Genomic DNA, 15,808 nt, shown 5'->3' with positions numbered 1-15,808 from the left:
TAAGATAAATTAAAAGAAGCGGCCGTCAGTTTCAGGTTGTTCACCGTAAACTAAAGGGCGAGGATTTTCGGGTTCTACAGGCTTTTGAAGTTCTGCAAAGGTTGCTTGGATTTCTGCATTACCTGCTTTCATTTCTTCGATTTCGTCTTTTTGTTTGGCTAAATCGTCAGAAAGTGCGGCTAATTTTTCCAAGGTTTCTTTGGTTTGCTCGGCTAAAAGCTCAATGGCGCTGGATTGGTCTGAAAAGCGTTCATCATCTGATTTTTCTTTTTTCGCAAATAACGCTTTGATTTTTTCCAATACAGATGGGCTTTTTTCTGCTTCTTCAACAAATTCCAATTCAGTTTCAACGGCAGCTGTGAAAATGTTGTCCGCCTTTAACTTGCGGGCATTTAAGCCATTGTGCGAGAAATTTAACATTTCCGTGCCTAAACTCGCTGGATTGTCTGTGACGGCTAACCCAACTAAATAGGCTTTGCCTGTGTCGGCAAAATTGGTGTCAATTTCAACGGAGGTGTAAACTTTTTGCCCTTCTTTGTTTAAGGCAATGAGTGCATCAGTTGGTTGTAATTGAGCTAAAAGTTGTAATTTGCCGTCTTCGCGTTCTTCTGTTTTTACAGCTAACACATCGCCGAAGCAGTGCGAGTTCGCCATTTCTGGCATATAGAGAGAAAATTTAATGTGGTCTAAATTGATTCGTGCACCGTAGGTATTTTTCGGGTCATAGCTTTCTGCCATTTCTGAAATCCAGTTGCGCTGAATAGTGCGTCCGTCTGTGGTTGCACCTTCTGTCGCCACAACCACCCATTTAGATTTTTTTGCCATTGGCTTTCTATCCTTTCGATGAGTTTAATCATTGCGCTCATTCTGAAAGAGTTTTCAAGGCGTTGCCACGGCTTGCCGTTGTTGTCTTCCCTTTCACAAAACGCCCTAAAAGACGACCGCACGTTGAATTTCTATGATGACAGGCAAGAAAAAACCGCACCTAAGTGCGGTTGAGAATTAGCAAATTTCATTATTGAGATAGCGTGTGAGATGACGCCATTTTTCAGGGTTATCTGATTGGAGTTTATCTAGCAGTTTTTTAATTAGCGGTTTGGCGATTTTATGAACTCGTTTGTATTCGGTGACGTTACCATATACTTGCGGAGCAAAAGGCGAATTGAATAATGCCAACGGCTTATATAGATTTTCCAATAAGAAACGCATTCTTTCGTGGGAAAACAATAACCATACCAGGTTGTTAATGTCTTGTTGGGAAAAAGATTGCGCATAAGTGGGTTCAGGCATAGGCAAGGCAGGTTGGCTTATTTCATATTTTCCTGTTTTGCGGATTTGCGGGAGGACTTCTTCAAAGATCCACTCCTCGAATGGTTCCGCTTCAGGCTTGCGAGATTTAACTGTTAATCGATAGAGATTTGGTTCACTAATGAAAATCATCTCTTGTTCCCCTCCTACTGTAGGGGTATAGCGTTTCGCGATACCCTTTGGTTTGCAGTGTTTTCTCAGGGCATCTGGTGCATTGGAGTAGCCAAGAATATCGCATACATCTGTACCACAAAACCAAATTTCAGAATTTGGATCAGTAATCGTGCGAACAGGAAAATTTTTGAAATTGAATGTAGAGAATTGAATTTGTGTTGTCATTGTTTGTTCCTTTTGATGGAAAACCCGAAAATCATCGGGCGGTCGAGAGCTCAAAACTCGCAAACAATCGAGCGGAGTTATTCCCTTTCGGTGTTGTATTCCTCACACTCTCGACCATTGATAAAAAATTGTTGTTTTTGACCGCACTTTTTGCGGGTACAAAAAAATCACGCTGACGGGGTGAATGACCGTTGTTTGTAAGGGCTTTTGAGACCCTGTAAGCAGCATCCTACGCTTGAGAGCGGGGCTTGTCAAGCGTAGGGGGAAATTATTGCCGTAACTCTTTTTGCGAAGCAACTGCTAAAAAGTGGCTGCGGTCTTTTTCGTTTGCTGGGGTTTCAATGCCGATAGTGAATAACATAGTCGCTCCTTGTCGTCTTAATCACGATAAATCATATACAAGCACACACAATACAAGATTTTTATAGTGGAAGAATTAAATAATATCTCACCAGAAAGCACCGCTGATACCAAACGTCAGGCGCAAGTAATGTATTTCAGTGGTTATAAAATCTCGGAAATTTCACGCCAGTTAAATATTCCTGCCTCAACGATCGCCAGTTGGAAATACAGAGAAAAGTGGGATGATATTGCGCCTGTCGGTCGGGTGGAATTAGCCCTTGAAAAAAGATTGAATTTGCTCATCGCAAAAGAAGAAAAGAGCGGTTCAGATTACAAAGAAATTGATTTGCTCGGTCGCCAAATGGAAAGAATGGCGAGAGTGAAAAAGTATTCTTTTGGTGATGGTAACGAAGTAGATTTAAACCCGAAACTGGCGAACCGCAACAAGGGCGACCGCAAGAAAGCCGAACCCAATGCTATTAGCCAAGAGCAAGAAGAATTGCTGATTAATGGCTTTCTTGATGGGATGTTTAATTATCAACGCATTTGGCACAAGGCGAAAGAACACCGCATCAGAAATATTTTGAAAAGCCGACAAATCGGTGCGACTTACTATTTTGCCCATGAAGCCTTTATTGATGCTTTGACGACGGGGCACAATCAAATTTTCTTATCTGCCAGTAAAAAACAGGCTTTGCAGTTTCGCTCGTATATTGTGAATTACGCCAAGCAAACAGCGGACGTGGATTTAAAAGGCGAAACCATCAAACTGCCAAATGGGGCAGAATTGACTTTCCTTGGCACGAACTCCGCTACAGCTCAATCCTACCACGGCAATTTGTATTTCGATGAAGTGTTTTGGGTGCCTAAATTTGATGTGATGCGAAAAGTGGCATCGGGTATGGCGGCTCAAAAGATGTATCGCCAAACCTATTTTTCCACGCCGACCACAATTGCCCACCCTGCTTATGCGTTCTTTTCAGGCAAGGCGTTTAATCGTAATCGTGCGAAATCAGAAAAAATCGAAATCGATATTTCTCACGAAAACTTAAAGAGCGGAAAACTTTGTGCCGACCGTCAATGGAAGCAGATTGTGAGTATTTATGATGCAATGGAAGGTGGGTGTAATCTATTCAACATTGACGACCTAATCGCAGAAAACAGCAAAGAAGAATTTGAACAATTGTTTTTGTGTCAATTTGCCGATGATAACAGTTCTGCTTTCAAGTTTTCCGACTTGCAACTTTGCTAGGTGGATAGTTTGGAAGAATGGCACGATTACAAGCCATTTTATCAACGCCCATTCGGCAATCGTGAAGTGTGGTTAGGTTATGACCCTGCTTTTACTGGCGACCGTGCAGCATTAGTGATTGTTGCACCGCCGAAAGTGGAAGGGGGAGATTATCGCGTTTTACATAAACAAACTTTTCACGGTATGGATTACGAAACACAAGCAAGCCGCATTAAGCAGTTTTGTGATGATTACAATGTCACTCGCATCGTGATTGATAAAACGGGTATGGGATCGGGTGTTTACCAGGAAGTGAGAAAATTTTATCCAATGGTGCAGGGCCTAGAGTATAACGCCGATCTTAAAAATGAAATGGTGTTAAAAACACAAAACTTAATTCAGAAACGTCGCCTGAAATTTGATAGTGGGGACAATGACATCGTGAGTAGTTTTATGACGGTGAAAAAACGCATTACTGGCACAGGAAAAATTACTTATGTTTCGGACCGTTCGGAAGATGCAAGCCACGGCGATTTATCATGGGCAATTATGAACTGCATTTTAAATGTGCCTTATGGTTTAGGCGGCGATGTATCAAGCAACAAATCAACAATATTTACCTTTGAATAGGATAACCCAATGAGCAAAAACACAAAAAAATCCACCGCACTTTCTACTGGAAATCAAGCACAGGCGTTCAGCTTTGGAGAGCCTATTCCAGTGATTGACCGTGCAGAAGTACTGAATTATTTCGAAAGCGTGGTGATGTATGAGAAATATTACAATCCGCCAATTAATTTAAGTTACTTGGCTAAAGCCTTAAATGCCTCAGCCCATCATAACAGTGCGATCACGGTGAAGAAAAACATTTTACTTTCAACGTGCAAAACAACAGCACTTTTACCTCGTACCCAATTAGAAAAACTGGTGCAAGATTACTTAGTATTTGGTAATGCTTATGTTGAGAAAACTGTAAATTCGTTTGGAAAGGTTGTCTCGTTAAAATCTCCTCTTGCTAAATATATGCGTGTCGGTGTTGAAGCTGGCGTGTTTTACCAGATTGTGAATGGATTTGATGAATATGAATTTAAAAAAGGTTCTGTCTTTAACTTAATTAATCCCGATGTGAATCAAGAGATTTATGGCGTGCCAGAATATTTGGCCGCACTTCAATCTGCTTTTTTAAATGAAAGTGCCACATTGTTCCGCCGTAAATATTATCTGAATGGCGCGCACGCGGGTTCGATTATTTACATGACCGACCCAACACAGAACCAAGACGATATTGAAGCAATCAAAACTCAAATCAGACAAACCAAAGGGACTGGCAACTTTAAAAATTTATTTGTGTATATTCCAAATGGGAAGAAAGATGGGATGCAAGTTATTCCATTGTCTGATGCTATCGCCAAAGATGATTTCTTAAACATTAAGAACGCAAGCCGTGATGATGTGTTAGCGGCCCATCGTGTACCACCGCAACTAATGGGAATTGTGCCTAATAATACAGGCGGTTTTGGTGATGTAGAAAAAGCAACGCGAGTGTTTTTTATCAATGAGATAATCCCATTGCAAGAACGATTGAAAGAGATTAATAGTTGGGTAGGGGAAGAAGTGATCACATTCTCCGATTACAAATTGCTAAATTAGATCCTTTCAAAAATAAACAGCCCGCAGAAATGCGGGTTTTTTATTGCTAAAAGAGCTGTTTTTGTCCTGTATAGTATTAGCACTGCCCCAGTGTATTATATCAAATCAATCAATATGACAAATCTTAAATCCTTATTTCAGCCCGATTTTTCGCCCAATTGTACGCATGAAAAATCGCAGTCAAACCCTCGCCACGCCCGCACACTAAAGATGTCGATTTCAACGCAATTTTAGATCCTTTGCAAAGCCTTTTCAGTAATAGCGCCTTTCAGATCCTGTATTTCAGATCTTTTAACGCAAACAAACGCAGAAAAGTGAAAAATCAGATCTTTTGGTAAGCAAAAAAAGTTATGTGTCTAGATGTGTCGTCAGTGTGGCGTGGAGTGCGATTTTTTTTATGGTATATTAAAAGTGTTGCAGTTTTGATTGATTGGATAACTGATAGAATTATTTGTTATTTATTTTCTTAATGGCTATCAACTATTCACAGTTTGCATAACTCCAAAACCGGGTGTTGGGAGTTCGAGCCTCTCCGCCCCTGCCATAAAAAACCTTTCATTTTCAATAATTTACTATATTGTAAAAATTTTCTTGTGAGAAATCATCCTATTCTTGTAGTGTAAATGTGACATTTATTCATAAACTTTATTATGTGATCGCATTTAAATGTGTAGGAATATAATAATTTCTAATAATTAATTTTGTTTAATATTATAAGTAATAGTTTTTTGAACATTATTTTTAAATAATTTTGATCAGTTTTATAATTTTACATTAGTATACGAGTCTTAATTTTGTTGTAAGGAATAAAAATGGAAGAGTCCCAGAATTAGAAAAATTGCCACGAATCATTACTGATGTATTGAAAATTGTGCTTTGTACAGCGTTGATTGTGCTAGCGATTGTGCTTATTATTGCCCTTGTAAAAATAACTTATACTTTACCTATGATGGTGCTTAACACTTCGTCTGTGTACCTTATGATGTTGCTGAACAAGCAGTAATGTTTTTCTTATATTTCGGGTTTATTGGTTTGATTGTGCAGTATTTTAAAAGCGGATATCACTTCCCTTTACGCTATTTTATTTATGCTGGGATCACTGCGATGTTGCGTTTAATCATTGTTAATCATGAAAGCTCGGTGGTTGCAGGAGCAATTTTGATTATGGTGATCGCACTCTGTTTGGTGTTATATTCTAATAAACTGAAAAATATATAGTTTTAGATTCAAAAAAACGCACTTCATTTGAAGTGCGTTTTGTCTTTTTAGTTGAGCTACTCAGATTTGCTTTCTAAAAGTGCGGTTGAATTTTCTTCTGTTTTTTCTTCCGCACTTTCTGGAATGACATCCTGAATTGCCATCACTGATTTCAAACTCTCTTGGCGAACTTGTTCAGCTAATGCTTTATCGCCCGCTTGTTCAAATACATAAGATGCCATCATCAAATCATTTTGTTCTAATTGTTCAGGGCAAGCGATCACGTTTTTGAATACATCTGCTGCTTTAATAAATTCATTGTTACGAACATATAAATAACCCAAAGCACGATTGATACAGCATTTTTGTTTTTCATCCACACGTTTTGCACGTTTTTCTATTAGCTTGAGAAGTTTACTGTTATCTTCTGGTTGTAAACGTGTAATTTGAGTACAAAGAGGTAAACTGATTGCTGTATTGTCACCGAGTTTTTTCAGTATTTCAAATGTCAATTCAGTAGCTGATTCATGATCATTACAGTCAATTAAACGTTGAATAAGGCTAATTTTAAGTTCAATATTGTTACGGCGATGACGAGGTTGCTGATTCCACCAAGTTAGTAAGCCATCAATTCCTTCTTCGTTCATTTTCTCGTCGAGTAAACCATTTTCGGTTTTAGAGCGAAGATCTTTGAATTCTTCATCATTGAATAAACCGCTATTCGCAACATTGTCTAAAATCTTATCTAGAGCTTGATAGGCTTTAGAGCGAAGATAAATTTCTACCGCGAGTTTTAATACTTCTTTATTGCGACGAGCCATTTCTAATAAGCTATCTACAGAACTGCGCGCTGCAGGTAACTTGTTTTGTTGCAATAAAATGCGAGTACGGGCAATTTCCACGAGCAAATTATCAGAGCCGGCTAATTCTGTTGCTTCAATTAAATAGCGATTTGCACTAAATTCGTCGCCACGTTGTTGAGCGGCTTCTGCTGCTTTGATGAGATTTAGTACAGGTTCAGCAGAATGTTTAGCATTTTTGCCAATTAATTTTTCTGCTTTAGCGTAATCCCCTTCATCCATTTTTACCAAGCCTTCAAGGGTTTGTTTTTGCGCTTTTACACGTTTGCGATTAGAAAACCATTGATAAGAGCTACGACTTAAACGAAAGAAACGAGTGATGCCCCATTCAAAAGCATAAATTATTGCTAAAGAAATAATGAAAAAAATCACTAAGGTAGTGATGGACATTTCTATAATACGATTTGCTGTCTCAATGCGCACATAACCTTGCTGACCAGAAATATAAGGCCCTGCTACAAGTCCTACAAGCAATGTCAGCATTAAAAAAAGCACTCTAAACATAGACTTATCCTTATTGTTGTGATTCAGATTGTGTTGGTTTAACAACTTCTACTTTAGGCATTGTATCAATCGCCTTGTCTGCTTCAATTTCCACTTTTTGTACATCTAAAGCTGTACGATTAAGATATTTGTCAAGTAATGTTAAACTTTTTAATTGCTCTGGTACATCTACATAAATAGAAGTATCAGTCAATCCATCTACTAATTTTAAGAAATTTTGTGTTACTTCAGCGTTTGTATCAAAATAGCTACGAACCCAAGAAGAAACAGCTTCTAGAGATTGTTTATAAAGTTCATTTTGCTGACGAGGAACTGCCATAATCGCAAGCTGTAAACGTAGACGAATGTTCTCACGAAGATAAATATCTTGATTTGGTGCAAGTAATTCTTTTTTATTTGAATTTTGTTTTGGCGAAATACGAATAAAATGATTTAGGAAAGAGGTTGCGCTTTTTTCAATATTTTGTTGCCAGTCAGTAATGTTGTTGGATAATTTATCATTATTTTTAGATGTTTCATCAAAATTTACATTCAAAGCCTGTAATTCATCGACTGTGTTTGCAAGCTGTGACAGTTTTTGCATTATCGCATTTTGATCCACACTTGAAAGCGAAAGAAGTTGTTTTAAATCTTGATTGATTGCACTACGAATTTCATTTGCTTGTGAATTATTAACCTTGACGAGGGTTTCATCAGCTAATTTTAATAAAGAAACCGCTGTATCAACATCGTTATCTAAAACAAGTTTACGCAGGGCATTATTTAGTAAAAAATCAGCTTCGGAAAATAACCAATCGCTTGGTTGTTGTGCGATGGCAAGCTGACTTACTTGTTTCATTTGAGTTTGTAAGGATGTTATTTCCCCTGTTTTGCTTACAATTAATTGTTCCAGTTGAGCTATATTTTCTTGTGCAGTTTTTAAACTCTGTTCTAATTGTGTAAGTCGTTTATTGTTATTGGTGTTATTCGAGGAAAGATTTGCTCCCGTTTGATTTTCAAGTGCGGTTAATTTCTGTTGAATTTTAGCCATTTGCTGCTGACCAAAATAGTATCCAGCTCCACCAATACCTAGCGCAATAAGTATTGCTAATAAACTCAATGCTGTACCCGTTTTTTTTACAATAGTTTGCGGAACAGACTGCATTGTTTCAGTTTGTTCAACAGCTGTTTTTGGCGTATCTGTAAGTTGTTCAGTGAGATCGTTAGGTTGCTCTTTTGCCATATCAATTCCTTAATAAGTGATATTGAGTAAGGTATTTTATAATACTTTGCGTTGATAAGAAAAATATCAAGCTATCCACTAATAATAGAAAATATAGATTTTTATATCGGCAGAATTAAGCTATTTACGCAATAAAATTAGGTGCTATCCTACCACTCTTAGGTAAAAAAGTCATTTTGATTGTTGATAGGTAAAACTTATAATATATTTTAAAAAATTGTGATTTATGTCACATTTTTTTGCATTTATACTCCCTAAGTGGTAAATTGTTCGCCAATTTTTGTTGTTCTGGTAGGGACACCACGTGGAATGTAATCTAGCACAAGCAAAACAATGGGTTAGTGCCTTGGATCAACGCCGTTTTGATCGTGCATTACAAGGTTCAGGCGATGCATTCCAACACGTTTTAGCGATTGCACCTTTACTTCTACACCTAAACCATCCGCAACTTCCCAGCTATGTTATTCACGCCCCATCTGGCATTGCGAATTTCCTTGCTTCTGATTATCAAAAAAAATGGCTCACCAATGAATACGGTATTCACTATGCCGATCATAAGCCATCAACACTCAAAAGTGCGGTAAATTTTCACGAAGTTTTACCACCAATTCTAGGCGTTTATTTAATGGGTAGCTTTGGCTCAATAAGTCAAACCTCTTCTTCAGATCTTGATACTTGGATTTGTGTCCGTGATGGCTTGAGTCCAGATGAATATACACTTCTTACTCAAAAAGCCAAGCGGATTAGTGAATGGGCAATGCAATTTAATGTGGAAATTAATTTTTATTTGATGGATCAACAACGTTTCCGCAATGAACATTATGCTGATCCACTAACTATTGAAAATAGCGGCTCTGCGCAATATATGTTATTGCTTGATGAGTTCTATCGCTCCGCCGTACGTTTGGCTGGTAAACCTCTACTTTGGTTGCATTTATGGGTGGAAAATGAAAAAGACTATGAAAAAGAGGTGGCGCGTTTAATTACGGAAGGGGAAATTGATCCAAATGATTGGGTGGATTTCGGCGGTTTAGGACAATTTTCTGCAAACGAATATTTCGGGGCCAGTTTATGGCATCTTTATAAAGGGATTGATTCACCTTATAAATCTGTGCTCAAAATTTTGTTGTTGGAAGCCTATTCCAAGGAATACCCAAACACTTGCTTAATTGCCCGCACTTTTAAGCAAGATTTACTTTCAGGCAATACCAATCCTGATCACCATTTTGATCCTTACATTGCCATTCTTGCAAAAGTAACCCAATATTTAACCGCACTTTCTGAATTTAAACGTTTGGATTTTGTGCACCGTTGTTTCTATGTGAAAGCAACGGAAGATTTTGCGCGTTACCAAGCCAATAATTGGCGTATTCGTTATATGGAAATACTTGCGCAAGAATGGGGATGGTCTGCAGAAACGGTAAAACATCTCAATAAGCGTCCATTTTGGAAAATTAAGGCAGTAAAAGAAAACCACGATAACATAATGAAATTTTTAATGTTGAGTTATCGTAATTTAGTGGAATTTGCTCGAAAGCATCACATTCACTCGAGCGTCGTGCCACAAGATATCAACATTCTTTCTCGTAAACTTTATACTGCTTTTGAAGAACTTCCCGGCAAAGTGTCCTTACTCAACACACAGATATCTCACAATTTATCAGAAGCACACCTGACTTTTGTGGAAGTTCGTGGCAATAAACATTTTAAAGATGGTTGGTACCTTATCAATCAACCAATACACCATATTATGTTCTCCAAAGAACGGGTAATCGAATACGGAGAAAGCCTGAATAAATTAGTTTCTTGGGCTTATTTCAATCATTTACTCACAGAAAAAACCAAATTGTCAATTTTTAGCAAGAATGTGACTTTAAGCACATTACAACGCTTTGTCACTAACTTACGTCAGTCTTTTCCAAGCACCATTGCCAAACAACCTAAAAATAGCGATTTATTGAATCAATGTGAAATTCGTAGCTTGTTTATTGCCATAAATCTCACCACCGATCCAACATCCAAAATAGAAGAAGTATTAACGGGTATTTCATCGCGAGATTTATTTAGTTTTGGATCGCTTGAGCAAAGCCTTGTGGGCAGTATCGATTTTACTTATCGTAACGTATGGAACGAAATCCGAACGCTCCATTTTGAAGGGCAAAATGCCATTTTGCTTGCGCTAAAAGTACTTTCTAACAAAATTTATCGTGGCGTTAATCGCCCAGATTCCATCCAAGTCTATTGTTATAGTGAACGTTATCGCCAAGATTTACGTCAATTAGTGATGGGATTAGTCAATCGATGCGTTAGCATCCAAGTCGGCGATATTAAACAACCTTGCCAAACGTCACGTTTACGCGTAGCGGGTAAAAACTGGCAATTATTTTTTGAAGATCGAGGGATTAGCTTACAAGAAATCGGAAATGAATCGGTCTGTAATGAAGCTGAAAGTGCGGTGGATTTTGACGAAGTTTTACAAACCCCAATTGAAGATGGCGAGACAAACCAAGAAAGTCGTCGCTATCCACCAGAAATGGATGCCTTCGCAAGTGAAGGATTCCTACAATTCTTTTTTGAAGATAATTCTGATCACAGCTTCAATGTTTATATTTTAGATGAATCTAATCATCTCGAAATCTATCGCCACTGCGATGGTGAAAAAGATGAAAAAGTGCGGGAGATTAATCAACTTTATCAAAACGCCAAACAGGAAGGCGATAAAAATCCTTACAATATCGTTCAACATAATTTTAACTACCCTCAATTTTATCAACTACAAAATGGAAAAAATGGCATATCCATCGTGCCGTTTAAATTCCGCCAAATGAATAAGTAATATTTTCCTGTGGTTGATAGGTTACCGAAAGATATCTATACTTATTTCCTCTTTTACTAGATAAATTGTAGATATGATAACTTCGCAAACACCAATCACTGTGCTAGGTGCGGGATCTTATGGAACTGCGCTGGCAATTACCTTTTCTCGCAATGGTTCTCCCACTCACTTATGGGGGCACAATCCCGTCCATATCGCACAAATGCAGACAGAACGACAAAATTATCGTTTTTTGCCGGATGTCATCTTTCCTGAGGATCTTCATTTAGAAAGTAATCTTGCACAAGCAATGGAATATTCTCAAGATATTTTAATCGTGGTGCCAAGCCATGCTTTCGGTGAAATTCTTATAAAAATTAAACCGCACTTAAAAGCCCATCACCGATTAATTTGGGCAACAAAAGGTCTGGAACGTAACACAGGGCGTTTACTACAAACCGTAGTTGAAGAACAACTCGGAACGCAATATCCACTAGCTGTACTTTCTGGCCCAACTTTTGCAAAAGAATTAGCGCAAGGTCTACCATCAGCTATTACGCTTGCTGCCAATAACGAGCAATTCGCACGGGAATTTCAGTCTCGTATTCATTGTAGTAAAGGTTTCCGAGTTTATATAAATTCGGATATGACTGGCGTTCAACTTGGTGGAGCAATTAAAAATGTGATCGCAATTGGTGCGGGTATTTCAGACGGTATGGGATTTGGTGCAAATGCTCGCACAGCACTGATTACTCGAGGTATTGCAGAAATTACCCGCTTAGGTATCTCGCTCGGTGCAAATACCAATACATTTATGGGAATGTCTGGATTGGGCGATTTAGTGCTAACTTGCACCGATAATCAATCGCGCAATCGACGTTTTGGATTAATGCTAGGTAAAGGATTAGATGCCCAAATGGCTATGGAAAATATCGGGCAAGTCGTAGAAGGTTTTTATAATACAAAAGAAGCCTATTTGCTTGCACAAAGACAAGGTGTGGAAATGCCGATTACAGAACAAATTTATCAAATGCTGTTTTGTGGCAAAAGCGCACAAGATGTAGCCATCAGCCTTTTGGGGCGAGCATGTAAAGGCGAATAAAATAAAAGGAGAAATTATGACATTAGATGTGTGGCAACATATTCGCCAAGAAGCTAAAGAACTTGCCGAAAACGAACCTATGCTTGCCAGTTTTTTTCATTCTACGATTTTAAAACATCAAAATCTGGGCGGTGCACTAAGTTATTTATTGGCGAATAAATTAGCCAATCCTATTATGCCAGCTATTTCTCTCCGTGAAATTATCGAGGAAGCCTATCAATCTAATCCTTCGATTATTGATTGCGCTGCTTGCGATATCCAAGCTGTCCGCCACCGAGACCCTGCTGTGGAGTTATGGTCTACTCCATTGCTTTATTTAAAAGGTTTCCATGCGATTCAAAGTTATCGAATTACCCATTATTTATGGAATCAAAATCGTAAATCCCTTGCCCTTTATTTACAAAACCAAATTTCAGTAGCTTTCGATGTAGATATTCACCCAGCGGCGAAAATTGGCCACGGAATCATGTTCGACCATGCAACAGGTATTGTTGTGGGTGAAACATCTGTAATCGAAAATGATGTTTCAATTTTGCAAGGGGTAACGCTTGGCGGTACGGGAAAAGAATCAGGCGATCGTCATCCCAAAGTACGCGAGGGTGTTATGATTGGGGCGGGTGCAAAAATTCTCGGTAATATTGAAGTAGGTAAATACGCCAAAATTGGGGCAAACTCTGTTGTGCTTAACCCTGTGCCGGAATATGCCACAGCGGCTGGCGTGCCTGCTCGTATTGTAAGTCAAGATAAAGCAGCAAAACCTGCTTTTGATATGAACCAATATTTTATCGGCATTGATGATGGAATGAATTTAAATATATAAGGAGACACCATGATCAACAAAGATACCCAACTCTGCATGTCTTTATCAGGTCGTCCGAGTAATTTCGGTACTACCTTTCACAATTATTTGTACGACAAGCTAGGATTGAATTTCATTTATAAAGCATTCACCACGCAAGATATTGAGCACGCCATCAAAGGCGTTCGCGCATTAGGCATCCGTGGTTGTGCTGTTTCAATGCCATTCAAAGAAACTTGTATGCCATTTTTAGATGAAATTCATCCGTCAGCACAAGCTATTGAATCCGTAAATACCATCGTGAACGATGATGGCTTTTTGCGAGCATATAACACTGATTACATTGCCATCGTAAAATTAATTGAAAAATATCACTTAAATAAAAATGCTAAAGTCATTGTTCATGGCAGTGGTGGTATGGCAAAAGCCGTTGTGGCTGCCTTTAAAAATTCAGGTTTTGAGAAATTAAAAATTTACGCACGCAACGTAAAAACAGGTCAATATCTCGCCGCACTTTATGGCTACGCATACATCAATTCTTTAGAAAACCAACAGGCAGATATTTTAGTCAATGTTACGCCAATCGGCATGAAAGGGGGCAAGGAAGAAATGGATTTAGCCTTTCCAAAAGCGTTCATTGATAATGCTAGTGTCGCGTTTGATGTAGTGGCTATGCCTGTTGAAACGCCCTTTATTCGTTATGCTCAAGCACGAGGAAAACAAACTATTTCTGGTGCAGAAGTGATTGTACTTCAGGCTGTAGAACAATTTGAACTTTATACGCATCAACGCCCAAGCGATGAATTCATCGCTGAAGCTGCGGCGTTTGCTCGAACAAAATTTTGAAATAAAGATATGGTACATTGTGTTTTTTATTAAAATTTGTTGCTCTCGATCACATTTCTGAATATTGCTCGTTGCATCTTTATAACATTCATTTAACATTGAACCCTATTTAAGTGATAGCCTTAACGGAGGAACTTTATGGGTGAGATGGCATCTTTAAAAAGTCATAAAAATGGCATTATTTTTATTTTAGATATTGTGCTGTTTTTTGTGTTATTAAATGTATTACCTTTTGAACCAAAAGCTAATTCTGGTTTGGCATTATTAGCTTTTATCGCAGTGCTTTGGTTAAGTGAAGCATTACACGTTACTATTACTGCATTATTAGTTCCACTTTTGGCTGTGGCATTAGGATTAGTTAGCACCAAACAAGCTTTAGTTGGTTTTGCTGATCCGACAATATTTTTATTTTTTGGTGGCTTTTCCTTGGCGACGGCATTGCATATTCAAAAACTTGATAAATTGATTGCCAATAAGATTATGGCACTAGCACGCGGTAATTTATTTATCGCAGTTATTTATCTCTTTTTGATTACAGCCTTTCTTTCTATGTGGATGAGTAACACGGCAACTGCAGCTATGATGTTACCCCTCGCCATGGGTATTTTAAGCCAGCTTGATCGCAAAAAAGATCATAATACCTATGTGTTTGTGCTGTTAGGGATTGCTTATAGTGCATCAATTGGTGGTATGGGAACCCTTGTAGGAAGCCCACCAAATGCAATTGTAGCAAGTAATTTAAATTTAACTTTTTCTGATTGGTTATGGTATGGCTTACCAATAATGATTATTTTGTTGCCGTTGATGATTGGGATTCTTTATATTATTTTCAAACCAAAACTTCATCTCAATTTTGAACAGACCTTTGAAAATATTGAAATGAATCCTATGCGTATATTGACGTTTATTATTTTTTCAGTCATTGCTTTAACGTGGATATTTAGCGGTAAAATTAATCCGTTTATTTCAGGATTACTAGGATTACAAAAAAACATTGCAAGTTTTGATAGTATCGTAGCCTTATTGGCGGCAATTCTTATTTGTTCAACAGGCGTTGCAAGTTGGAAACAAATTCAATCAAATGCCGATTGGGGCGTATTAATGCTTTTCGGTGGTGGATTAACATTAAGTGCGGTGTTGAAGGATTCTGGTGCAAGTAAAATTTTAGCGGATAGTATTGTTTTTATGATTGATGGACAACATTTCTATCTTATTGGTTTATTAGTTGCGGCGTTCATTATTTTCTTAACTGAATTTACTTCTAATACAGCGAGTGCGGCGTTACTTGTACCTATCTTTATTTCTATTGCTCAATCATTGGGTATGCCAGAAATTGGTTTAGCATTAATTATTGGTATTGGTGCATCCTGTGCCTTTATGCTACCAGTAGCGACACCACCAAATGCGATTGTATTTGGCTCTGGTCAAGTAAAACAAAGTGAAATGGTCAAAGTTGGTTTCTTACTGAATTTAGTCTGTGTTGTAGTTATTGCCACTATGGGTTATATGTTCTGGCTTAAATAATATAGAATTGTTTACTTTTAATAAATGATGATTGAAGATCATAAATTTAAACGTAAGAAGTACAATAAA

General features: G+C 38.0%; 10 protein-coding genes and 2 pseudogenes. 8 read left to right on the top strand and 4 right to left on the bottom strand.

Annotated elements, in window-relative coordinates:
- Positions 1-9: 9 nt before the first annotated feature.
- Positions 10-825: a GPO family capsid scaffolding protein gene (locus DQN49_RS01825; protein WP_006995362.1), complete on the bottom strand. Its 816-nt coding sequence runs from the start codon at positions 823-825 to the stop codon at positions 10-12.
- A 177-nt stretch (positions 826-1,002) separates the two neighbouring features.
- A complete protein-coding gene (locus DQN49_RS01820) occupies positions 1,003-1,647 on the bottom strand; it encodes a phage repressor protein (protein WP_006995363.1) in 645 nt (214 codons plus the stop codon).
- Positions 1,648-2,071: 424 nt separating this feature from the next.
- Here DQN49_RS01820 and DQN49_RS01810 point away from each other — a divergent pair.
- From DQN49_RS01810 to psiE, 3 genes and pseudogenes are all read left to right on the top strand, one after another.
- A pseudogene (locus DQN49_RS01810) lies at positions 2,072-3,850 on the top strand (terminase large subunit domain-containing protein).
- A gap of 9 nt (positions 3,851-3,859) precedes the next feature.
- Entirely contained in the window at positions 3,860-4,870 is a 1,011-nt protein-coding gene (locus tag DQN49_RS01805; RefSeq protein WP_006995367.1) for a phage portal protein, read from the top strand.
- A gap of 838 nt (positions 4,871-5,708) precedes the next feature.
- A pseudogene (gene psiE / locus DQN49_RS01800) lies at positions 5,709-6,088 on the top strand (phosphate-starvation-inducible protein PsiE).
- A 56-nt stretch (positions 6,089-6,144) separates the two neighbouring features.
- Here the strand turns inward: psiE and DQN49_RS01795 are convergent.
- Positions 6,145-7,431, bottom strand: a complete 1,287-nt coding sequence (locus tag DQN49_RS01795) for a heme biosynthesis protein HemY (protein WP_006995369.1) — start codon at positions 7,429-7,431, stop codon at positions 6,145-6,147.
- 10 nt (positions 7,432-7,441) lie between these two features.
- Positions 7,442-8,653, bottom strand: a complete 1,212-nt coding sequence (locus DQN49_RS01790) for a uroporphyrinogen-III C-methyltransferase (protein WP_006995370.1) — start codon at positions 8,651-8,653, stop codon at positions 7,442-7,444.
- 304 nt (positions 8,654-8,957) lie between these two features.
- Between DQN49_RS01790 and DQN49_RS01785 the strand changes: the two genes are divergently transcribed.
- The 5 genes from DQN49_RS01785 to DQN49_RS01765 all read left to right on the top strand — a co-directional run bounded on the left by DQN49_RS01785 (position 8,958) and on the right by DQN49_RS01765 (position 15,739).
- Complete coding sequence (locus tag DQN49_RS01785) at positions 8,958-11,489, top strand: class I adenylate cyclase (RefSeq protein WP_006995371.1); 2,532 nt, start codon at positions 8,958-8,960, stop codon at positions 11,487-11,489.
- 73 nt (positions 11,490-11,562) lie between these two features.
- A complete protein-coding gene (gene gpsA / locus DQN49_RS01780; RefSeq protein WP_006995372.1) occupies positions 11,563-12,570 on the top strand; it encodes an NAD(P)H-dependent glycerol-3-phosphate dehydrogenase in 1,008 nt (335 codons plus the stop codon).
- 16 nt (positions 12,571-12,586) lie between these two features.
- A complete protein-coding gene (cysE, locus tag DQN49_RS01775; protein ID WP_005694542.1) occupies positions 12,587-13,390 on the top strand; it encodes a serine O-acetyltransferase in 804 nt (267 codons plus the stop codon).
- A gap of 9 nt (positions 13,391-13,399) precedes the next feature.
- Positions 13,400-14,215 (top strand): shikimate 5-dehydrogenase, encoded by an 816-nt coding sequence (locus DQN49_RS01770; protein WP_006995373.1) that lies wholly within the window; start codon positions 13,400-13,402, stop codon positions 14,213-14,215.
- A 138-nt stretch (positions 14,216-14,353) separates the two neighbouring features.
- Positions 14,354-15,739, top strand: coding sequence for a DASS family sodium-coupled anion symporter (locus DQN49_RS01765; protein ID WP_006995374.1), 1,386 nt, complete (start codon positions 14,354-14,356; stop codon positions 15,737-15,739).
- The last annotated feature ends 69 nt before the right edge of the window (positions 15,740-15,808 follow it).

This window comes from Haemophilus aegyptius (assembly GCF_900475885.1).
Lineage (GTDB): Bacteria > Pseudomonadota > Gammaproteobacteria > Enterobacterales > Pasteurellaceae > Haemophilus > Haemophilus influenzae.
Note: the sequence above shows the minus strand (reverse complement) of the source record. Positions and strands in the feature narration are given on the sequence as shown.